The organism is Bacillus sp. PK3-067 (assembly GCF_056738645.1).
Window position 1 is genome coordinate 107696 of sequence record NZ_CP096491.1, and the last position, 18292, is coordinate 125987.

At 30.9% G+C, this 18292-nt stretch carries 18 protein-coding genes and 1 pseudogene; 14 read left to right on the forward strand and 5 right to left on the reverse strand.

Annotated features, from left to right (window positions below; genetic code table 11):
- Window positions 1-200: 200 nt before the first annotated feature.
- Complete coding sequence (locus M1D73_RS28310; protein ID WP_166572503.1) at window positions 201-1631, reverse strand: IS4 family transposase; 1431 nt, start codon at window positions 1629-1631, stop codon at window positions 201-203.
- A 139-nt stretch (window positions 1632-1770) separates the two neighbouring features.
- Window positions 1771-2244, reverse strand: coding sequence for a DUF1203 domain-containing protein (locus M1D73_RS28315; RefSeq protein WP_166572502.1), 474 nt, complete (start codon window positions 2242-2244; stop codon window positions 1771-1773).
- A gap of 892 nt (window positions 2245-3136) precedes the next feature.
- On the opposite strand from M1D73_RS28315, the pseudogene M1D73_RS28320 reads away from it, so the two are divergent.
- From M1D73_RS28320 to M1D73_RS28345, 6 genes and pseudogenes are all read left to right on the forward strand, one after another.
- Window positions 3137-3610, forward strand: a pseudogene (locus M1D73_RS28320) (enoyl-CoA hydratase/isomerase family protein); the annotation flags it as partial.
- A 166-nt stretch (window positions 3611-3776) separates the two neighbouring features.
- Window positions 3777-4055: an AbrB/MazE/SpoVT family DNA-binding domain-containing protein gene (locus M1D73_RS28325; protein WP_000648344.1), complete on the forward strand. Its 279-nt coding sequence runs from the start codon at window positions 3777-3779 to the stop codon at window positions 4053-4055.
- 290 nt (window positions 4056-4345) lie between these two features.
- Window positions 4346-4624 carry a transposase gene (locus M1D73_RS28330; RefSeq protein WP_166572501.1) on the forward strand — a complete coding sequence of 93 codons (279 nt, stop codon included), beginning with the start codon at window positions 4346-4348 and terminating at the stop codon, window positions 4622-4624.
- A gap of 78 nt (window positions 4625-4702) precedes the next feature.
- The gene (hfq, locus tag M1D73_RS28335) at window positions 4703-4891 is read left to right on the forward strand and encodes an RNA chaperone Hfq (protein ID WP_166572500.1); all 189 of its coding nucleotides are present in this window, start codon (window positions 4703-4705) and stop codon (window positions 4889-4891) included.
- Window positions 4892-5152: 261 nt separating this feature from the next.
- Window positions 5153-5362: a hypothetical protein gene (locus M1D73_RS28340; RefSeq protein WP_098212848.1), complete on the forward strand. Its 210-nt coding sequence runs from the start codon at window positions 5153-5155 to the stop codon at window positions 5360-5362.
- A gap of 466 nt (window positions 5363-5828) precedes the next feature.
- Window positions 5829-6002, forward strand: a complete 174-nt coding sequence (locus M1D73_RS28345; RefSeq protein WP_166572493.1) for a hypothetical protein — start codon at window positions 5829-5831, stop codon at window positions 6000-6002.
- A gap of 1247 nt (window positions 6003-7249) precedes the next feature.
- Here the strand turns inward: M1D73_RS28345 and M1D73_RS28350 are convergent.
- The gene (locus M1D73_RS28350; RefSeq protein ID WP_166572499.1) at window positions 7250-8020 is read right to left on the reverse strand and encodes a class I SAM-dependent methyltransferase; all 771 of its coding nucleotides are present in this window, start codon (window positions 8018-8020) and stop codon (window positions 7250-7252) included.
- A gap of 378 nt (window positions 8021-8398) precedes the next feature.
- On the opposite strand from M1D73_RS28350, the gene M1D73_RS28355 reads away from it, so the two are divergent.
- The gene (locus tag M1D73_RS28355; RefSeq protein ID WP_166572498.1) at window positions 8399-8647 is read left to right on the forward strand and encodes a SunI/YnzG family protein; all 249 of its coding nucleotides are present in this window, start codon (window positions 8399-8401) and stop codon (window positions 8645-8647) included.
- 226 nt (window positions 8648-8873) lie between these two features.
- Here the strand turns inward: M1D73_RS28355 and M1D73_RS28360 are convergent, their stop codons facing one another.
- On the reverse strand, window positions 8874-10034 hold the full coding sequence (locus tag M1D73_RS28360; RefSeq protein ID WP_166572497.1) for a tyrosine-type recombinase/integrase: 1161 nt from the start codon (window positions 10032-10034) through the stop codon (window positions 8874-8876).
- Between the two features lie 349 nt (window positions 10035-10383).
- Here M1D73_RS28360 and M1D73_RS28365 point away from each other — a divergent pair, with 349 nt between their 5' ends.
- Window positions 10384-11361, forward strand: a complete 978-nt coding sequence (locus tag M1D73_RS28365) for a DNA-binding protein (protein ID WP_100655254.1) — start codon at window positions 10384-10386, stop codon at window positions 11359-11361.
- Window positions 11362-11648: 287 nt separating this feature from the next.
- On the opposite strand, the gene M1D73_RS28370 is transcribed toward M1D73_RS28365, so the two are convergent.
- Window positions 11649-12695 (reverse strand): Fic family protein, encoded by a 1047-nt coding sequence (locus tag M1D73_RS28370; RefSeq protein WP_100655255.1) that lies wholly within the window; start codon window positions 12693-12695, stop codon window positions 11649-11651.
- A gap of 262 nt (window positions 12696-12957) precedes the next feature.
- Between M1D73_RS28370 and M1D73_RS28375 the strand changes: the two genes are divergently transcribed.
- Genes M1D73_RS28375 through fabG form a run of 6 tightly spaced genes read left to right on the forward strand, consistent with a single transcriptional unit; the run spans window position 12958 to window position 18254 of the window.
- Complete coding sequence (locus M1D73_RS28375) at window positions 12958-13980, forward strand: glycosyltransferase WbsX family protein (RefSeq protein WP_000848168.1); 1023 nt, start codon at window positions 12958-12960, stop codon at window positions 13978-13980.
- Between the two features lie 34 nt (window positions 13981-14014).
- On the forward strand, window positions 14015-14962 hold the full coding sequence (locus M1D73_RS28380; RefSeq protein WP_000129820.1) for an ABC transporter ATP-binding protein: 948 nt from the start codon (window positions 14015-14017) through the stop codon (window positions 14960-14962).
- Between the two features lie 19 nt (window positions 14963-14981).
- Complete coding sequence (locus M1D73_RS28385; protein ID WP_000649290.1) at window positions 14982-16139, forward strand: ABC transporter permease; 1158 nt, start codon at window positions 14982-14984, stop codon at window positions 16137-16139.
- A 9-nt stretch (window positions 16140-16148) separates the two neighbouring features.
- Window positions 16149-16568 carry an acyl-CoA thioesterase gene (locus M1D73_RS28390; protein ID WP_065229867.1) on the forward strand — a complete coding sequence of 140 codons (420 nt, stop codon included), beginning with the start codon at window positions 16149-16151 and terminating at the stop codon, window positions 16566-16568.
- Complete coding sequence (locus M1D73_RS28395; protein ID WP_086401059.1) at window positions 16565-17515, forward strand: ACP S-malonyltransferase; 951 nt, start codon at window positions 16565-16567, stop codon at window positions 17513-17515. The genes M1D73_RS28390 and M1D73_RS28395 overlap by 4 nt, the downstream gene beginning before the upstream one ends.
- The gene (gene fabG, locus M1D73_RS28400) at window positions 17508-18254 is read left to right on the forward strand and encodes a 3-oxoacyl-[acyl-carrier-protein] reductase (protein ID WP_086401058.1); all 747 of its coding nucleotides are present in this window, start codon (window positions 17508-17510) and stop codon (window positions 18252-18254) included. The genes M1D73_RS28395 and fabG overlap by 8 nt, the downstream gene beginning before the upstream one ends.
- Window positions 18255-18292: the final 38 nt, after the last annotated feature.

Below are 18292 nucleotides of genomic sequence, written 5' to 3' on the forward strand. Positions count from 1 at the left end.
ATAGGGAAATCGGCTTTTTCTTTATAAAAATTTTGCTTAGCCTACGAGATTCTCGTTTTGATGGTGCTACCCCATTGCTATCAAGCTAAGAAAATATAACATCACTTATAGTAGAGGTTATTTCTTTTTTCTAGAGGATACATGTAGAGAATTTAAAGATATGCATACCAAATAAACCCTAACGGGTTTCATTTTTTGAATTAAGCCGCTTGATTATTAGACATGGTACAATTGTAAACGACTCCTAATATATCAAAGACTGTTTTCTTCTCATATCGATGAGATTTTCTCCCGTTTTGCTGTAGGAGGTTGAACAGGCGAATGAGAATCTTTGATAGTTCTTGGGTGTCTTTCTGTGTAGCTTGATAAATAAGAAGAAAATAATCTTTAATCATATATATGGCCTTATATTCACTCAGTTCTCGTTTCTTTTTCATAAGAAGTAATTGTCGCATTTGAAACATAGTAGACGAACAGAGTAGAATGGCAATCAGTTGCCCATACAAATGGCATTCCAATCGTTCTCGTTTTATCTTTTTACAATGATGAATATGAAAGAATGATTTCCATGTTTTAAATAAAATCTCAATTTGCCAACGTAAAGAGTACCAATCATGTACTTGTCCCATCGGGACAATATCTGTAGAGATATTGGTCATGTATACATTGATACCGCTAAGTCGTTTACTACGAGCAGAATACTTCATTCCTTTCTTTTTTTCCTTTACAGTTTGATCCTGTAATCGTTTTTGTTGTTGTTCTTTTGTTAATCGATGAACAATCACACGAGTTGATACTTTATCCGTCATTCCTACATAAGCATCGGATATTTCATATGTTTGACCTGGCCGAAGAGAATTCATTAAGACCTCCATATCTAGCTGAATATACTCCGTACCTTTTTTGATTCTTCCATCTTGAAAATAATCAGGGTTGGGATTTTTTTGATAAATACGTGTGTTGGATTTAATACGAGAGATATAATAAGCCTTTTTATCTTGTATATGTTGAAGATCTTTTAAGTGAAAATACCCTAAATCTCGGATACACAAATCATTCGCTGTTACAGTTGGGACACACAGAGAGCCATAGGTTCGATCATGTTGTTTACCTGGATCTGTATGGATATGTAGGAATTGTCCGCTTAATAGATCATATTCAAGTTGAATTTTCATCCCAGCAGTATGGCTACATCCTCCCGCCCCAGGGTAAATGGATGAAAATATATCTGGAAGCTGAAATGCAGTTGAATCTAAAATACGAATACGCTTGAAAACAGAGGTGTATGGAGAAGAAATTCGCATAGATGAAGTTAGTTTTTTATTTAAAAGGTTAGTCAATACGTGTTGTAAAAATTGAACGGCTGATTTATTAAACCTTTGATTCAGTCCTTCCGGACTGATGAGTACTTCTGTAGATACCTCTAAACAGCTAGATAACTGAGTTAAAGAGGTTGTAGCGATATTTTGACTCATCCATATACATAAAGCCACTAAATCTTTTGCTTGGTACTTACTGGTTCGTTGTACGAAACCAACATCTCGAGCAAGATCCCGTAAGGTATTTGGCGATAAAAAACTTTGAATCTCTTGAGCAAATAGTTGTAATTCATCAGATACAGAAATAGACATACAAAAACGCCATCCTTTCCTATGATTCTACAAAAAGAATAGCGTATTTTTTAATTTTAGGGAGGATTTTGTTGAATTAGCCTAATAGCGATTGGGGGTATCCCTTATAGGCTAATAGAAGTTTGCATTTTCAATTTTTTCACACTCTATTAACAAGGCAGTTATAGCATCCTGGTTTAGCGTTAAGAATGTGAATATATTCTACTTCTTTATTATCAAAAATTTCATCTATATTTTCTCTTAAATTTACACCTTCTGTAACCCTTGCTTCTACAATCATTGAGTCAGCATTATAGCCACGTATAGATAGATACCTATGATGTAACATAAGCGGAATTTCATTTACATCTAGCTTAGCGGTAGTTGCTCCCTTTCGTATAAATATAGGACCACTTGCTTTATAAGGCGAATTAACACTATGATATTGGTAATTCAGTAAGATTACCTCTTCTCCTACCTCTGCATCCTTCAAACTTATCCTGCAAGGATATCCAGGATTTTCATTTGCTATTATTTTGACTGCCCCGATACTTTTTAATACTTCTTCACTCATTAGAAATAGGTTATTAAATTCCTTCTCTTGTAACGCAACGATTTGAAAGTTATTTCTCATATTCTATCTCTCCTTAATTAGTTGTTATAAAGCATTTCACTAATGATGCAACCACTAAAATTCATAAAACTTGTTCAATAATCCTGCACGTTTATTGAAGATTGAATTTTCATAATCTTTATAGTAAGTTTAACATAAAATTTCACAGGAACCTCTAAAAAAATCATAAGGATGATTGCCCAGTTTATTAATATCGTTTATCGGTTAAACCTAGTTTCTGAATTGGCGTTGACCTTGTCTTTTTAGATACTTTAGTAGCCAAACAGAAGTTGTAGTACGTTCTAAAATATATATTTTTTGTTATAAGTTAACACAAAATTTCGTTCTGGGGGTACTATAAAATTTTAGCTTGATAGCGATGTGGTGCTACCCCATTAAGAAAACAGCTCATCCCCAAAACGATAAAATAAGATGTCTTGTTACAAGAGGGGTTAAAATTTCATTTTGAGATGCTACAAAATTTTAACTTGATGGGCATGAATCTGAACCCTTAAAAAAATGTGATGTTTAGAAGAAAGGCGCGACATTTTAAAAGGGAATTTGTGAAATTTAACCCCCTTAAGTATTTTTTCCTAAAGAGGATTTTTATGTCCAAAGAAGAACATTTTATATTGAAAGCGGTCCAAAGAGGGCTGTGGGATAGGTTCTGTGTCTGAGTATTAGTCGTGGTTAAAAATGCAAGATGTTTCGCCACAAGGGCATCCTACGAGATTAAATTGATGAATAAAAAACTTTTTGAATTATGCAGTATATTCTAAATATAATCTCATTTATGAACGAGCAATCAGTCGGTGATGACATTTCAGTAAAAATCCTCTCTTAATGTTATAAAAGAAGTGATAGAAATTAGTATCCTTTTGTGTCTGCACACTAAACTATTGGAGGGATTAAAATGTTAAACAAAAGTGCCGTCCTCTACACTGAGGAAAATGGTATTGCAAGAATTACATTAAACAGACCGGAATCACTAAATGCGTTAATCCGAGATGTTCTTGAGCAACTTTCCTCCGTCTTGGACCGGGCTAAAACTAATTCAAGTGTAAAAGCATTGATAATTATCGGTACCGGAGAAAAGGCATTTTCCGCAGGTGCTAACATTCAGTTTCTCAATAAAGCCACTCCACTAGAAGTACGGGATTTAGCTCAGTTGGCTGTTACGGTTACTCATAAAATCGAGTCATTAGGAAAAGTGGTTGTTGTTGCCATCAATGGATTTGCACTAGGAGGTGGACTTGAGTTAGCTGAATCCTGTACGATTCGTATTTGTGCTAATCATGCTAGATTAGGACATCCTGAAGTCCGTATTGGAGCTATTGCCGGATTTGGAGGAACTACGAGATTGCCCAGATTTATAGGTAAGGGGCGTGTAGGATGGAAGAAGGTCGTATTTCCTTTCAGCAAGGGTTTAAAGAATTTCTTATAATGATGGTCTGTTTTTGGTTCATTATGTTTCTCATGTATGGTGAAAGCCTGTTACAATAGTAAAGAATAACTTGGGTACAAATTGATAATGAAATGGGGAAATATGCTGGATGAAAGCAACCGGAGTAACTAGAAAAGTGGATGAATTAGGGCGTATAGTAATTCCAAAGGAACTTAGAAATACGCTTGGGATTAAAGAAAAATCACCATTAGAGATTTTTGTAGAAGGGGAAGACATTATTTTACAGAAGTATCAGCCTGGTCATGTTTGTGCATTAACAGGAGAAGTGTCAAATCGTAACATAGCCCTAGCAAAGGGTAAGATATCATTAAGTCCAGAAGGTGCAGAACTATTAATAAAAGAAATAGAACAGTATCTTGTAAAATAAGTGCTCCTTTCAAGGGGCTTTTTTTGTAAGGGAAATATATAATTTCACGTACCGTAATGTTTAATAAAAAACAAACCATATAATCAATAGTCTACATTAAATTTTGTGTCTAATTCATCCGCTTAATGAATTCGATCTCGTCTGTTTTGGATACTATTTTATGTGAAATAGAGATAGTTTTTTTATTTCGTATAGATTTCTTGCGAAATATGTACCTAGAGCAGTATTTCAATTTAAATGTGATACGATAGTGATATATTCGTTTTGCTAGTAAAAGGGGATGAGTGTCGATGAAAAACCACATAAAAGTAAATGGAAAAATACTTCAAACAAATAAAAAATGGTCACATCTCAAGCAAAGACAACATATTTCTAATTGGTTACGTAGAGAATATACACAGTTTGTAAAAACACATTATAGAAAACCTAAAAAGTATGAACATGATGAGATTCTTCATGAAGTAATGAATCAAATACAGGAACGTGAAATTTGGATTCCTAATGGTGAAGTAAAAAGATATTATTTAAGCAAAATAGGAAAATCGTTTAGAAAAATAGAAAGTGAATAGGAATCACAAATATCCAACAGTGAAAAGCAGCAGGTATTAGAAGAAAAGTAAATACAAACAAACCAGGGGGCGCATTTCATGTTTAATTTACAAGAAGATATGTATGAACAATTGAAAGAGAAAAAAGGGGCAGTTACAGTATTTTTAAAGAATGGCGTTCCAGTACGTGGAAAGATTCTTGCAACGGATAAATTTACCGTTCTTATGATAGTTCATGGTAAGCAACAACTAGTCTACAAGCAAGCTATTTCCACAATTCTTAAGTAATTCTTGTTCCTTTTTCGAGGGAAGAGGAAAAAACACAAAAAATAGAAGATTGAGATCAATCTTCTTCAAAAAAAGGAAAAGATGACAGATTACTACTCCAACTCTTAATCAATTATATATAAGTTTATAGGAATATTCAATTCGTTCTGAATTTTCTCAACAAATTCGTCTTATTTTTAAATTATAATATAAGTAATTCTTTTTATTATTATATTTTTGTTCTTTTCTGTTGCAGAATCCTTATTATGAGGATTCCTTTTTTTGTATCAAAAATCTACAAAGAAAAAAGATAAGATTGGGAATACAATCTTATCTTTAGCACAAGGAGTAAACAAAAGGAATAACCATCATATTGAGATAGGCCCAAATCAAAGACAACCCTCATTTATTGAAGTGGGGAATTCAGGATTCGGTATTATTAAAGAATATAATGAAGGCAAAGTGGAATCTAAAGACCCAGGAAGTAATTAATAAAATATAACTTTTTCTAATAAGTCAACAACCAGTTCCTTAACATATAAGAAACCGGTTAATTTATATACAAGTATAGAAGTCTAATTTTCTTTATTTACACTTGCGTACTTATTTGAGTACGGTGCTGAATTTAATTTTTGTTTTTTTACTTATATGCGACTATTATCCCGATGATGAGCAATCCACAGTTGTAGATCTAATAAAGAAAGAATAATGTTTGTTTCAAGTGACATCTTGATTAGCTCTTTCTAGTGTTATTAAGTTATATACTATCGTATGCACCTGAAGCTGATATGAAGTAAAGATAATTTTCCTATGAAGTTTTTTATGTCTCCACACATAAACTCCAGATAGTAAGGCTATAATGACTACCAAAGAAAAGCTTCCTTTGTACAAAAAATTTCACCGTATTTTTTGTACAAAAACCTCATATATTTAAGCATAATTTATTGGGAGGTTGATTATGAGCATGTATTTAAAAATACAAGAAAGTGCGAAGCGTATAAATGAATTGACTAAGCATCAAAAGAAACTAGAGCGCGAAAAAAATATATTAAAAAATGAGTTTTATAGATTGTTGAAAGAAAATAAAAAATACAAGGATACTCCCGAAGAGATAAGAACATTGGATAATTAGTCTCAATTTAAAGTTTCATTTAAATTTTAGTCAACTGCAGAAGTATGAAAATAGTTTAACTTCAGTACTTGGTTAGCTATAAGTATTTTGATACTATATTTATTCGTAAATTTGACACAGCCTTTTATGATATATACATGTTATACTTAATTGCATAGTAAATAAATTGTATCCCAGTACATTACTTACTATTACTAGTACCCGAAAAACCTTAATATGATACGGTAAAAGGCCTCTTTTCAACGAGAAAAGAGGCCTTTTTTCATTAATATTTAGTTAAGTATATGCTATGAATTAAAAAGGAAACTTTATATTAATTTACATTTCTTTCATAGAGTTAAGATAAGGATCATATATTATAACAACATGTTACATTGAAAGGGTGAATAGATGATTTCATCGTATTCGGTAAGTTATATTTTAGTCACGGGTAATACTGCTATAAAAAAGGTAGCCAAAGTTCATGCATCCTCAGAAGTTTTTGCTGTTAATAAGATTAAAAGAGAATTAGAACGTAGGTTTTCACAGCCAACAAAAATTGAAGTTTTTCCGGTTTAATAAAACGGTATAAAAAGAGGAATCACTCTTTGTTTTCTTATTAATTAATTTGTAATTATTATGGACTAAACCTCATATTTTTTAATTAAATTTCCAACTACATTTAAAAAGAGTTCTATTATTTTATTTCCATCAAGCTAACACTTTGATTATCAGTTTACCTATAAATTAGCCGTAGGTTAATTATTAACCCATAAACTTTGCCAGGAATTTTAATAAGAAGCATAAAGGTAACTAGAATATCAATAAAACCTTCACTGAAAGATAGCGCCAACAATAACCAAATTTCTTTCGCTAATCCTATAAATAAAAAGTCGATTTCCTATACGTTAAGAAATCGACTTTTTAGTGAGTAACTTAATTTCTTTATTAGACACGAGCTTGGTTAAAGTAAATTCAAAATATCTTTTGGTTTATTTAATACAAAATCAGCTTTTTCAAAACCTTCTCACCTGAAATTGATTTTACATAATCTTAGCTTGATAGCGATGTGGCGCTACTTCTATATAAAGTGCTTCACTACGTTACGTTTGAAAAATTCATATTTAATTACCAAACACACTAAATGCTTAAATAGGTCTACGTCCGCTCACTAATAAAAATACATAGAGTTACATCACTTTGTTAAATAAAGTTAATACCCTTATTTAGAAAACTCTTCAATACTTTCGTAAGCAATTAATACCCTTTTACTTTTTGCCACTCAAAATCATTGCATTTCCTAATACTTTTTTATTTAATAAAAGCTTTGGTAATTTCATTTCTTCAGCAAGCTTGTAGCTATTCAATTTAGATATATCGAGTTTCTCTAGGTTATTTAAGAACTCTTCTGTATCCCCAAATATTTTTTCATCCATAAATAAATCTAAGAAGATAAATTCACCACCAGGTTTTAATACACTTATAGCCTCTTTAATTAATTCTATTTTATTGTTTGTATCTTTCACTTCATGAAATGTTAGGCAACTTACAACTATATCAAATGCATCATCCTGCAAAGGGAGCGCAGCGGCACTTGCTTTAAAAAAATTAACCCTATCAGATACACCTTCTATTTTAGCATTCTGTTGACATTGATCTTGTGAGTATTCCCAATTCTTCCCCCAATAATCAATTCCAGTTAAAAAGGATTTAGGAAAAGTCATTGCAAGTTTAATAATCAATGACCCACTACCTGTTCCAATATCTAATATTTTTCCTTCTCCATCCCAATTCAATTTTTTAACAATTAAATCATGTATTTTTGATTGGTAATCCTCTCCGAATGCTGCGAATTGGTAAGTAGAATAAGAAAGTATAAACGTTATATAAATAAAAGGCATCGCTATAACCCCTGATAGGATTCGCAGATAGAAAGTAATAGGCAATAATGTTATCAATAGAAGAATTATTGAGCTTATCAAAAATACAATCAGTTTTTTCATTCGAATCCAAGTCTGATATTTAGTTTTTTTTCTCATTAGCACCATTCCTGTATATTTTTCACATATGGTTTATTCGTTATAAGATACTTTTATCTATCCTCTCCTATAAGATTATTTTTAAACTATTAACAAATAATTGGTTATAGGTTTTAAGCAATGCTAAAGCCACTTCAACTCATTTTCATAGCATTTAATATTATGAATAATATCATCATAATTTAGATTATTGGAAGACTCAACTCAAAAAAATTTGCAAATTAGCCCTAGGTTGTAACTAAATCTAAAAATCTTTGTACTAGTATTACCTATTTACACAATGGCTGAGTGAATATATATGAAATTGGCTGGTTTCTATTCTGAATATATACTCTATTATATAGATAAATACAAATAGATTAGGGAGTTACTAGTAATATGAAAGAAATAGAAATTATAAAATCAATCGAAAAAATAACCATTACATGGCAAGGTGCAACAATTAATATTCCATTAAAAGATATAATTGAGGTTAATAAAAATAATACGTTAAAAAATACTGACAAAGCAGTAGAAATTGGTAATAAATTTAAAAATTCAGAAGCAATCTTTATTAGAACAAAAAAATTGAATTATATATTATTTACAACTAATAAATTAACACTTCTAAATGAAATCAAGTTTTAAATTATGAAAAATTCTGGTGAGAATTTTTCTAATTATTTTATAAAAGGGTATACTAAATTACACAAAATACAACCTATTTATAGGGATACTTGGCGAATTAATAATGAACATTTATGTGAAGAAATAAAGGAAAACAGACAATAAATCGATTCTAATTATATAAAAAATACATAACTATAAGTGGTGTTATTGAATCGATTTAATATTTAATTTATAGAGGTTCAATTTAAAATTCATCTTCCAAAATTAAATTCCCGGCATCATTATCTTTCGTCAATCGCTGATTTAAATAATTTTCTTTCGTAGTACGATCATTTTTATGACCTACTGCAGCTGCGATAATATGAGGTGGTAATTCTTTGTAATCATATAAGTACTGTACATAAAAATGTCTAAAGAAGTGGGGAGTAATTCCCATATTCTCTGTAAAGGGTAGCTGAGTATCCTTAATGATTTTAGAAATATATTGTGACAAATAATTCTCTCTATAAGCAGTATGGTTTTTAGTTTGAAATACTGTTCCACCATTTCTATTTCCAATGTCTATAGGTAATCTTCTCCGCATTCGAAATGCGACAATCCGATTGAAAATCTCCTTATTAATGGAAACAATCCGCTCATTATCTCCCTTTGTATCAACCTTTAAATAATATCGTCCTCGTATAGTATCATACTCAAGATCTTCCCACTTTGCATGTGCGACTTCTGCAACACGTAACCCTGTGGTAGCTAGAACTGACAATAAAGCGTAATTGATTTCATTGTCCTTGTAGTAATGAAGCAATTGTTTTACTTCCTCATATGATAACTCCCGTTTAGGTTTATGTTGTTTATTTACAGTTGTACTTAGTATCTCAACATGTAGAGGATCCTGAATATATTGGATTTCATATAGCCATTTCAAATATGAACGAATAACACCAAGCTTTCTACTAACTGTAGATGGCTTGTATTTATCTTTTGACTGATAGGAGGTTGCCTCTTGAGATAACCATTTTTGATAATTACGGATATGCCGTTTCCTAAGATTTCTCCATACTTGACCAAATTTATAATCCTTTACATCTTTCTGTAGAAATTCCTCACTTTGTCTAATAAAGAAATAAAACTGACTTAAATCACGTGCATATAGAATTCTTGATGCATCCTTGATTCGTTTTTCTTGGTCAAAATGTGTTTGTCGATTCAAGTAGTAGTACAGTATTTCTTCATCTGAAAATCCTTCATATGTATATGAATCTTCTCTTTCGTTATTTTCCTTTTTTAATTCCGCTTCATTTATATAATCAGGATTCCATAATGTAATTAGATTTGTAAAATTTTGTTTTTGTTTCTCTATGTTATTTAAAGAAATATCACTATGAATAATATCTATTTCAAATTTCAATGTTATTCAATCCTTTATAAATTTCTTTTATATTAAATATTATAACGTAATTATTTAGAAATTAAATTATATATTAAGATTAAATTTTACAAAGCTATAAATAAATAATGACTATAGAAAATCTCCCATTTTCTATAGTCATTATTTAATTTTAAAAATAATGTTTTTATTATATAGTTTAATATTGTATAAAATTAAATTTAAAAAGAAAGTTAAATTAGACATTAATCTAATTTACAATCTAAAATATATATCGATATATGTTATAATTTATTTAAAATGTAAATTATATAAATTTTAATTTACATAATATTATTATGTGAATTACGAGGTGTGAGGAGGAATTAGAATGATTAGCGCATATGAAATGACTATGACTACAAATGAAGTAAAAGATTATTTAGATATAAGTCACTTTATTTTTAATAATTTAATGAAGCAAGGAAAGCTAACACCAATCAATAAGGATACGTGGCGTTTAGATGGTAGTTTTTTATTTAGTAGAGAAGAAGTAGAAAAAGTAAAAGAAGAACGTAAAATTGAGGGGATTACTTTATATCAAGCAAGTAAAGAGTTTCATATTAGTATGAATCAGCTTGAAAAATGGATAGAAGAAGGAAAGTTAGTTTATTTTTTAATAGAACATCGTAATCGACAAACGAAATTTGTGAAGGAGGAGGATGTTCGTGAACTTGTTCAGCAAGTAGAACAAGTTAATCATATATATACATTTTCGCAGAAATATAATGTAGTATTATTTCAAAAGTTTGTAAAAGGCAATACATTGGCACGTGTTATTTCTATTCCAAAACGTGGTGATATTATAGTTCTTGATGAATTTGGAACTAATATGACACTAAGTGAGGCATTAAAAGCAGGATATGAGTCCGCTTATAAACTGTCGGATAAACCTAGAAGTCATCATCAAAGGTTTGTTAAGTTTCGTTTTCCTAAATCTGCGCAATTACGAAACAATATTTTTCACATAATCGATAATATATTACAGTACGTATCTCCAAGAAATATAAAGATTTTAGAAGAAGAAACATTTTGGTATTTTGAGATTCGTCAATCATTAATTACATTACCACCAGGAATTCAAATGGAATGGATTGAGGAGTTAACGCCTTATATAATAGAAGGGAAAATTGTTCCAAGAATGAATCATAGCGTATATTTGGATAGTAATACAGTAACGAAGTCGGTCATACTTACAAGTAAGGAATACAAATACTTGAAAGAAATTACAAATGAAACAAATAGCTCTATTGAAGAATTTATAGCCATTGCTATTAGAGACAAAATTAATCAGCACTTACTTAAGTGAAATCGAATTTTTTAATGAATAAAAGCTAAACGTTCCTATTACTAAAATAATAGTGGTGATATAAAATCTGAATGTCTAGTTTGTATATCTTAAATACTTCCTATAAAGTCTGTTATCAGACTTTCGGAAGTATAGAGGAAAAATACAAAAATAGTTGTATGAATAGTGTAGCGACAAATTCTCTCTATATGTATTATGTAAAAATATCTATTGTGTATGTGAAATAAATTTATATATATGTTTTAATCATTAATGTTAGAAAATTACCCTATATTTTTTGATATTATTTATATTTTTGTTTTAGTCCAAACTGCATTACGGCCTTTTGATATTAGTTTAATTAATTTTTCTTCTTGTAAACAAGCAAATGCTTTATTGATTGTGCTTGGTGAAACATCTGAAAATACCATTCGTATTGCTTCTTTTGTAAAAGGTAGTTCTTGTTTTAATATATACTCTTTAATTTTATAGCTTTTGTTCCCTTTCAGTTGGTAACTTGTAATATGTACGTCTAGTTCTTTATATGCTTCTAGAATAATATGTAATAGACATTTTAATATAAAGGATACATTGTGTTCTTGAAAATGCCAATTTGCTGAAGATTTATATAAGGCATCATAATAATCTCTCTCGTATTTTTTTATTATTTTATCTAGTGAAATATATTTCACTAGTGAATGTTTACTTTGTAATAGTAATAAAGATATAAGTAGACGTACCATTCTTCCATTTCCAGATTCAAAAGGAAAAATACATATAAAATTAAGTACAAAATTACAAATTAAAAGTAGTGGATCAATATCTTTTTGATTTAATAAATAATTGTATTCCTCACATAAATTTTTTACTGCTTCTGGAATTTCTTTAATCGTTAAAGGACGATAGCAATAAAATGAGAAATTAAGTTGCTCATGTTCTTCAAGTAAGATGTCCTGTTTTCGCCACGTTCCACTATCCGAAGTAGCATATTTAAAAAGTTGAAAATGTATTTCTAAGATTGTGCTTGGATCAATAGTAAGCCTTTCATAGTTATTATGAATGAGTGATAGCGCATCAACGTAACAAGATATTTCATCTTCAATCATTGTTTTTGGCGACAGATCATATATAATTAATTCTTTTAACCTTTTATTTGTTATTTTTAAGTTTTTATACATTGCGACAAAATCTTTGGTATGCTGAAGCTGAGTAGATTTTTGCAACTTTTCTAATGTACATGGAAATTCCTTCTCATAGACCTCCAATCTCCCTTGGTATTGCTTTATTTTTCCAATTAGGCTTGCTACATCTAAATTTATCAATAAATTTGTGAATTTTTCGCCAAAAAACGACATATTTTTCCCCTCCTATCATATAAAACTATACAATACTTAACTGGATTTAAAGTGTTTTTTTGAATAATTTTCTAAAAAAAATTAAAAATATAGTTTTTTATGTGTGAAAATTATAATAATTAGGGTCTTTTTGCCTTATTTTGTGACAAGATTTAACATCAGATTAAATAGTTTCGTGTTAAAAAGCAGAGTTTTATATTGTGTAATTGCTTTTTATCAATAAGTACGTAACTGCATATGGGGAAGGGGGAAGTCCTTACTAATGAAGACTATTGCTTTTTACTTACCACAATTTTATGAAATACCTGAAAACGATTTATGGTGGGGAAAGGGTTTTACAGAATGGACCAATGTAAAAAAAGCAAAACCACGTTTTCTGGGACACTATCAGCCTAGGGCTCCATTAAGGGATTATTATTACAATTTGTTAGATTTAGATGTACATAAGTGGCAGATAAATTTAGCAAAACAGTATGGTTTAGATGGTTTTTGCTATTATCACTATTGGTTCAAAGGGAAAAAATTACTAGAAAAACCAATAGAATTGAGAAATCAATGTAAGGAGATTGATTTCCCATATTGCTTATGTTGGGCAAATGAATCTTGGACAAGATCATGGGATGGAAAAGACCAAGAAGTATTAATGCGACAAGAATATGGGGATGAGTCTGATTGGAAAGAACACTTTAATTATCTTTTGCCATTCTTTAAAAACAAAAACTATTTAAATATTAAAGATAAACCGATATTTGTAATTTACCGACCAGCTTCTATACCAAACCTAAATAAAATGTTGAGTCTATGGAATGAATGGGCTCAATCTGAAGGGCTTCTGGGGATACACTTTGTAGAAATGTTAACAATTTTTGAAGATAAATCAGATTTTCTTTTTGATGCTGCTATAGAGTTTGAACCTATGTACACTTTAAAAAAACTAATAGGTAATACAACTTCACTACATCAAGAAAAAAAAGATTTTCACTTAAGTTATGATTTTGTATGGAAAAGAATATTAAACCGTCAAATTAAAGAACGTGAAAACATATATAAAGGGGCATTTGTAGATTGGGATAACTCTCCAAGGAAAAAAGAAAGCGCTTTAATTGTGAAAGGGGCTAATCCCGATAAGTTTAAGAAGTATCTTTTACAACATAGTAAGGACACTGACTTTTTATTTATTAATGCTTGGAATGAGTGGGCAGAAGGCACATACCTAGAACCAGATGAAAAGTATGGATATAAATACCTTGAAGCTTTAATGGAGATAAAGAAGAGTCACTTCTAATAAATTGTAACAGCAAGAAGAAGGGGGAAACATTATGACTGATATAAATACTATGATTTCCATTCGATACATTAAGAAATCATATGGAGATTATACAGTTATTAAGAATTTAAGCATAGATATCCGTAAAGGTGAAATTATAGGATTACTAGGACCGAATGGAGCTGGGAAGACAACACTTATATCGATTTTATCTACTCTTACTCTGCCAGATGAAGGGTATGGTACAGTATGTAACTACGACTTGTATACTGAACGGAATAAGATTAAAAAAAATGTGAGTGTAGTACCTCAAGATTTAGCGCTATACCCGACTTTAACTGCATATGATAATTTATCTTTTTATGCCGATTTATATGGATTAAAGGGAAATAGGAAAAAAAGCCGCATAAAAGAAGCTTTGCAATTCGCACAGCTTGAGGATTGGGCACATAAGAGAATTGATACATTTTCAGGTGGTATGAAAAGAAGAATTAATTTAGTGATCGGTTTGTTAAATAAGCCAAAAGTTATTTTCTTAGACGAACCAACAGTGGGAATTGATCCGCAATCAAGAAACCATATTTTTAATTGTATTCGCCATCTCGTAGAAGAACTAGGAATCACTGTCATATATACAACTCATCATATGGAAGAAGCTGAGATGTTATGCCATCGTGTAGCAATTTATGATAAGGGTGAAATATTAGATATTGACACCCCAAAAAATTTAATAACAAAGTATGGGGAAAATTATTTAGAGATTGTAATATCAAATATTCCAGAAGAATTTATACATAAAACAAAAATGATTGTTGATGTGAAGTCCTGCACTTTGGTAGATAAAAAAGTCATCATTCAATGTGTAGATAGCTTTAATGTTACAAGAGAAGTTATGAAATTAATTCAAAAATATAATTTAAAAATCGAATTATTTAATGTTAAAAATTCTAATTTAGAAAATGTATTTTTACATTTAACGGGCAAAAATTTAAGGTCTTAAATGAAAGGAGATGGTAAAAATGAAAGCTTGGTATATAGCTAAGAAAGATTTACTTATTCTTTTAAAGGATATCCCTGGTCTAATCTATTTATTTATTACACCTATTATAGTTATTGCAGTTGCTAGTTTTGCATTATCAAATGTATTTGATAGTAAGACGGAAAAATTCAAGATTCCTATAGTAGTAAATGATAATGGAGAACTTTCTAAAAGGGTTATTGAGGAATTGAAAAAAATCCCTGCCCTTGAGATAGAAGAAACTTATGAACTAAATGGTAAAAAGAAAGCATATACAGAAGAACAAGTGAAAAAGGAAGTTCAAACTAAAAAAGCAGCAATCGTAATTCCTAAGGATTTCACACAAAATGTATATTCAGGGACAGAGGCCAAAGTCATCATCATAGAAGATGAAGTTGATCGCATTATTCCAAGTGTTGTTTCAAATGCTGTAACTCAAATTGTATCAGAAATACAAAGAGATATGACTAAAGAGATTGTAAAACAAGCCTCTGCCCAAATGGAAGTAAATGTGAAAGTAGAGTTTAAAAAATTAGCATCAGATAATGAACATAAACCCACTCCATTTGAATCTAATGTACCAGGATATGCCGTTATGTTTGTACTTTTAGGTACTGCAGCAGCTGCAGGTGCATTAGTAGAAGAGAGAGAGAATGGAACGTTAAGAAAAATTCTTACTTTACCTATTAATACATTATCAATCATTTTTGGAAAGATGCTCTCATGCTTTATAACAGCTATTGTTCAATGTGCAGTCCTTTTTAGCGTAGGACATTTTGTATTTGGAATGTGGCTAGGGAAAAGTGTATTAGGAATTATATTGCTAGTGATATGTACTGCATTTGCAGCTTCAAGCCTGGCAATTTTATTAGCTTCTATATGTCAAACAAGATCACAAGCAAATGGTATTTCTATTTTAATCGTGTTAACTATGTCTGCTTTGGGTGGATCTTGGTGGCCACTTTATATAGAGCCTGAATGGATGCAAAACCTAGCGCATATTACGATTACAGCTTGGGCAATGGGAGGCTTTAACGATTTATTAGTATATAACAAAGAGTTCTCCTCTGTTCTTATTCCATCCGCTGCATTAATTGGTATGGGAATTTTATTTTTAACAATCTCCATACAAAAATTTCGACGTTCTTATGAAAAGTAGGTGAAATAAGTGTACTTAGTAAAAAATGAGGTGAATGTTCGTTTTGGGGAATGCGATCCTATGGGAATTGCTCACCATTCTCATTATTTTCATTGGTTTGAGCTAGGTAGGTTTCAAATGCTAGATATGACTGGTATAAACCAGTATTTAAAACAGGAAAAATTGTATTTTCCAATTATTGATATAAGATGTACCTACAAAAAATCAGCTCGTTTTCAAGACGACTTAATTGTAGAAACCTACCTTAAGAATGAAAGTAAAGTTTATATAGAATTTGTTTATAAATTATTCCGCAAGAGATGCCGAGTTTTGTTAGCGGAGGGATTTTCAAAACACGTTTTAACACGGTCGAATGATCAATTAATCAGTAGATTACCAGAAGAAATTTTAGAAAAGCTTCATTTTGAAAATAGCGGGGGTGTCATATGATTACATTTATTTTTCCAGGACAAGGGTCTCAATCCGTAGGGATGTGTAAAGGGTATTTAGATAAATACCCAAACATATTTGTCCCATTATTTGAGGAAGCAAATGATACGCTAGGATTTGATTTAAAGCAACTATGTTTATATGGGCCAAGTGAAAAATTAATAGAAACCAGTGTTACTCAACCAGCTATTCTTACGGTAAGCACAGGGTTATCAAGAATTTTACATTTGCACGGTATAAGGCCATCTAAAGTAGCTGGGCATAGCTTAGGGCAATTCTCCGCACTGGTAGAAGCAGGATCTTTACAATTCCAGGATGCACTATCAATTGTACGGAAGCGTGGTCAGCTGATGAGTAATGTAAAGCAAGAGGGGTGTATGTTAGGAATTGTATCGAACACATATCAAACATTATTTGAAGTTGTAGAGGAATCTAAACAATATGAAATTGATATTGCTGCCTATAATTCCCCTACACAGGTTGTATTTTCTGGTGAGAGTAAGAGCATTCTTAAATTTCAAAAGGTACTAGATCAAAAAAATGGTATAAAAACTAAAATACTCTCAACTAGTCATGCATTTCACTCACGTTTAATGGGAGAAATGGTTCTTGAGTTTAAGGAGTATTTAAATTTATTTTCGTTAAAAAATGCTCAAATACCAATTGTTTTAAACTGTTCAGGAAAACCAACTACAGATAGAATCAATATTTTACAAGATATAGAAAGACAATGCGTAGATCCAGTTATGTGGCAAGACACTATCTACACTTTATTGAATAATGGTACGAAACACTTTATAGAAGTAGGTCCCGGAAATACGTTAACCAAGTTATGTCGCTCCTTTAAACAGAACATATCTGTATCCTCTACAGAAACACCGATGTATTTAAAAAGAAGTCTTACTATGATAGAGAAAGAATTTAAGGAGGAACGGGTCTATGTTTAATGGAAACGAAGTGGCGTTAGTTATCGGAGGATCAAGAGGCATTGGTAAAGCAATAACAATGGACCTAGCCAATCAGGGCTTAACTGTTTACTTTACGTTTCAAAGTAATCAAAAATCAGCAAATGAAATAGCCAACACTATAGAAGCAAAAGGTGGAAAGGCATTTCCTATGCATGTAGATATTACAAATGAAGATTCTATTCATAAATTGTTTCAACACATACGCTCAAAGGAAAAAAGAATAGATATTTTAGTAAATAATGCAGGAGTTATAAATGATGGATTTGCTGCAATGATGAGTGAGGAAAAGTGGGATCATGTGGTTGATCTGAATTTAAAAGGAACATTTCTTTGTTGCCGACAAGCATTAAGAATAATGATGAGACAGAAAAGAGGTTCTATTGTAAATATCACGTCGACAAGTGGAATAACGGGTGCAAGAGGTCAATGTAATTACTCAGCCTCAAAGGGTGGAGTTATTTCCTTAACCAAGACTTTAGCATTAGAAGGTGGGGCATACGGGATTAGGGTTAATGCTGTTGCACCTGGTTTTATACAAACAGATATGACAAAAGGAATGGATCAACAGACATTAAAAAGGATGTTAGAACTAGTGCCGCTTGGCAGAATTGGGGATCCTAAAGAGGTAGCACATCTAACAACATTTTTATCCTCTAATTATGCAAGTTATATCACTGGGAAAGTTTTTACAGTGGATGGTGGATTAGTTAATGGCTAAACAATAGATGATTAAATGACGAATTTTTAGTTAAACAA

Bases quoted from the DNA above. Each gene is read 5' to 3' on its own strand.
- M1D73_RS28315 (WP_166572502.1), bottom strand. From the start codon at position 2,244: ATGAGAAATAACTTTCAAATCGTTGCGTTACAAGAGAAGGAATTTAAT.
- M1D73_RS28345 (WP_166572493.1), top strand. From the start codon at position 5,829: ATGAGCATGTATTTAAAAATACAAGAAAGTGCGAAGCGTATAAATGAA.
- M1D73_RS28380 (WP_000129820.1), top strand. From the start codon at position 14,015: ATGACTGATATAAATACTATGATTTCCATTCGATACATTAAGAAATCA.
- fabG (WP_086401058.1), top strand. From the start codon at position 17,508: ATGTTTAATGGAAACGAAGTGGCGTTAGTTATCGGAGGATCAAGAGGC.
- M1D73_RS28350 (WP_166572499.1), bottom strand. From the start codon at position 8,020: ATGAGAAAAAAAACTAAATATCAGACTTGGATTCGAATGAAAAAACTG.
- M1D73_RS28310 (WP_166572503.1), bottom strand. From the start codon at position 1,631: ATGTCTATTTCTGTATCTGATGAATTACAACTATTTGCTCAAGAGATT.
- M1D73_RS28385 (WP_000649290.1), top strand. From the start codon at position 14,982: ATGAAAGCTTGGTATATAGCTAAGAAAGATTTACTTATTCTTTTAAAG.
- hfq (WP_166572500.1), top strand. From the start codon at position 4,703: ATGTTTAATTTACAAGAAGATATGTATGAACAATTGAAAGAGAAAAAA.
- M1D73_RS28355 (WP_166572498.1), top strand. From the start codon at position 8,399: ATGAAAGAAATAGAAATTATAAAATCAATCGAAAAAATAACCATTACA.
- M1D73_RS28370 (WP_100655255.1), bottom strand. From the start codon at position 12,695: ATGTCGTTTTTTGGCGAAAAATTCACAAATTTATTGATAAATTTAGAT.
- M1D73_RS28395 (WP_086401059.1), top strand. From the start codon at position 16,565: ATGATTACATTTATTTTTCCAGGACAAGGGTCTCAATCCGTAGGGATG.
- M1D73_RS28325 (WP_000648344.1), top strand. From the start codon at position 3,777: ATGAAAGCAACCGGAGTAACTAGAAAAGTGGATGAATTAGGGCGTATA.
- M1D73_RS28365 (WP_100655254.1), top strand. From the start codon at position 10,384: ATGATTAGCGCATATGAAATGACTATGACTACAAATGAAGTAAAAGAT.
- M1D73_RS28330 (WP_166572501.1), top strand. From the start codon at position 4,346: ATGAAAAACCACATAAAAGTAAATGGAAAAATACTTCAAACAAATAAA.
- M1D73_RS28375 (WP_000848168.1), top strand. From the start codon at position 12,958: ATGAAGACTATTGCTTTTTACTTACCACAATTTTATGAAATACCTGAA.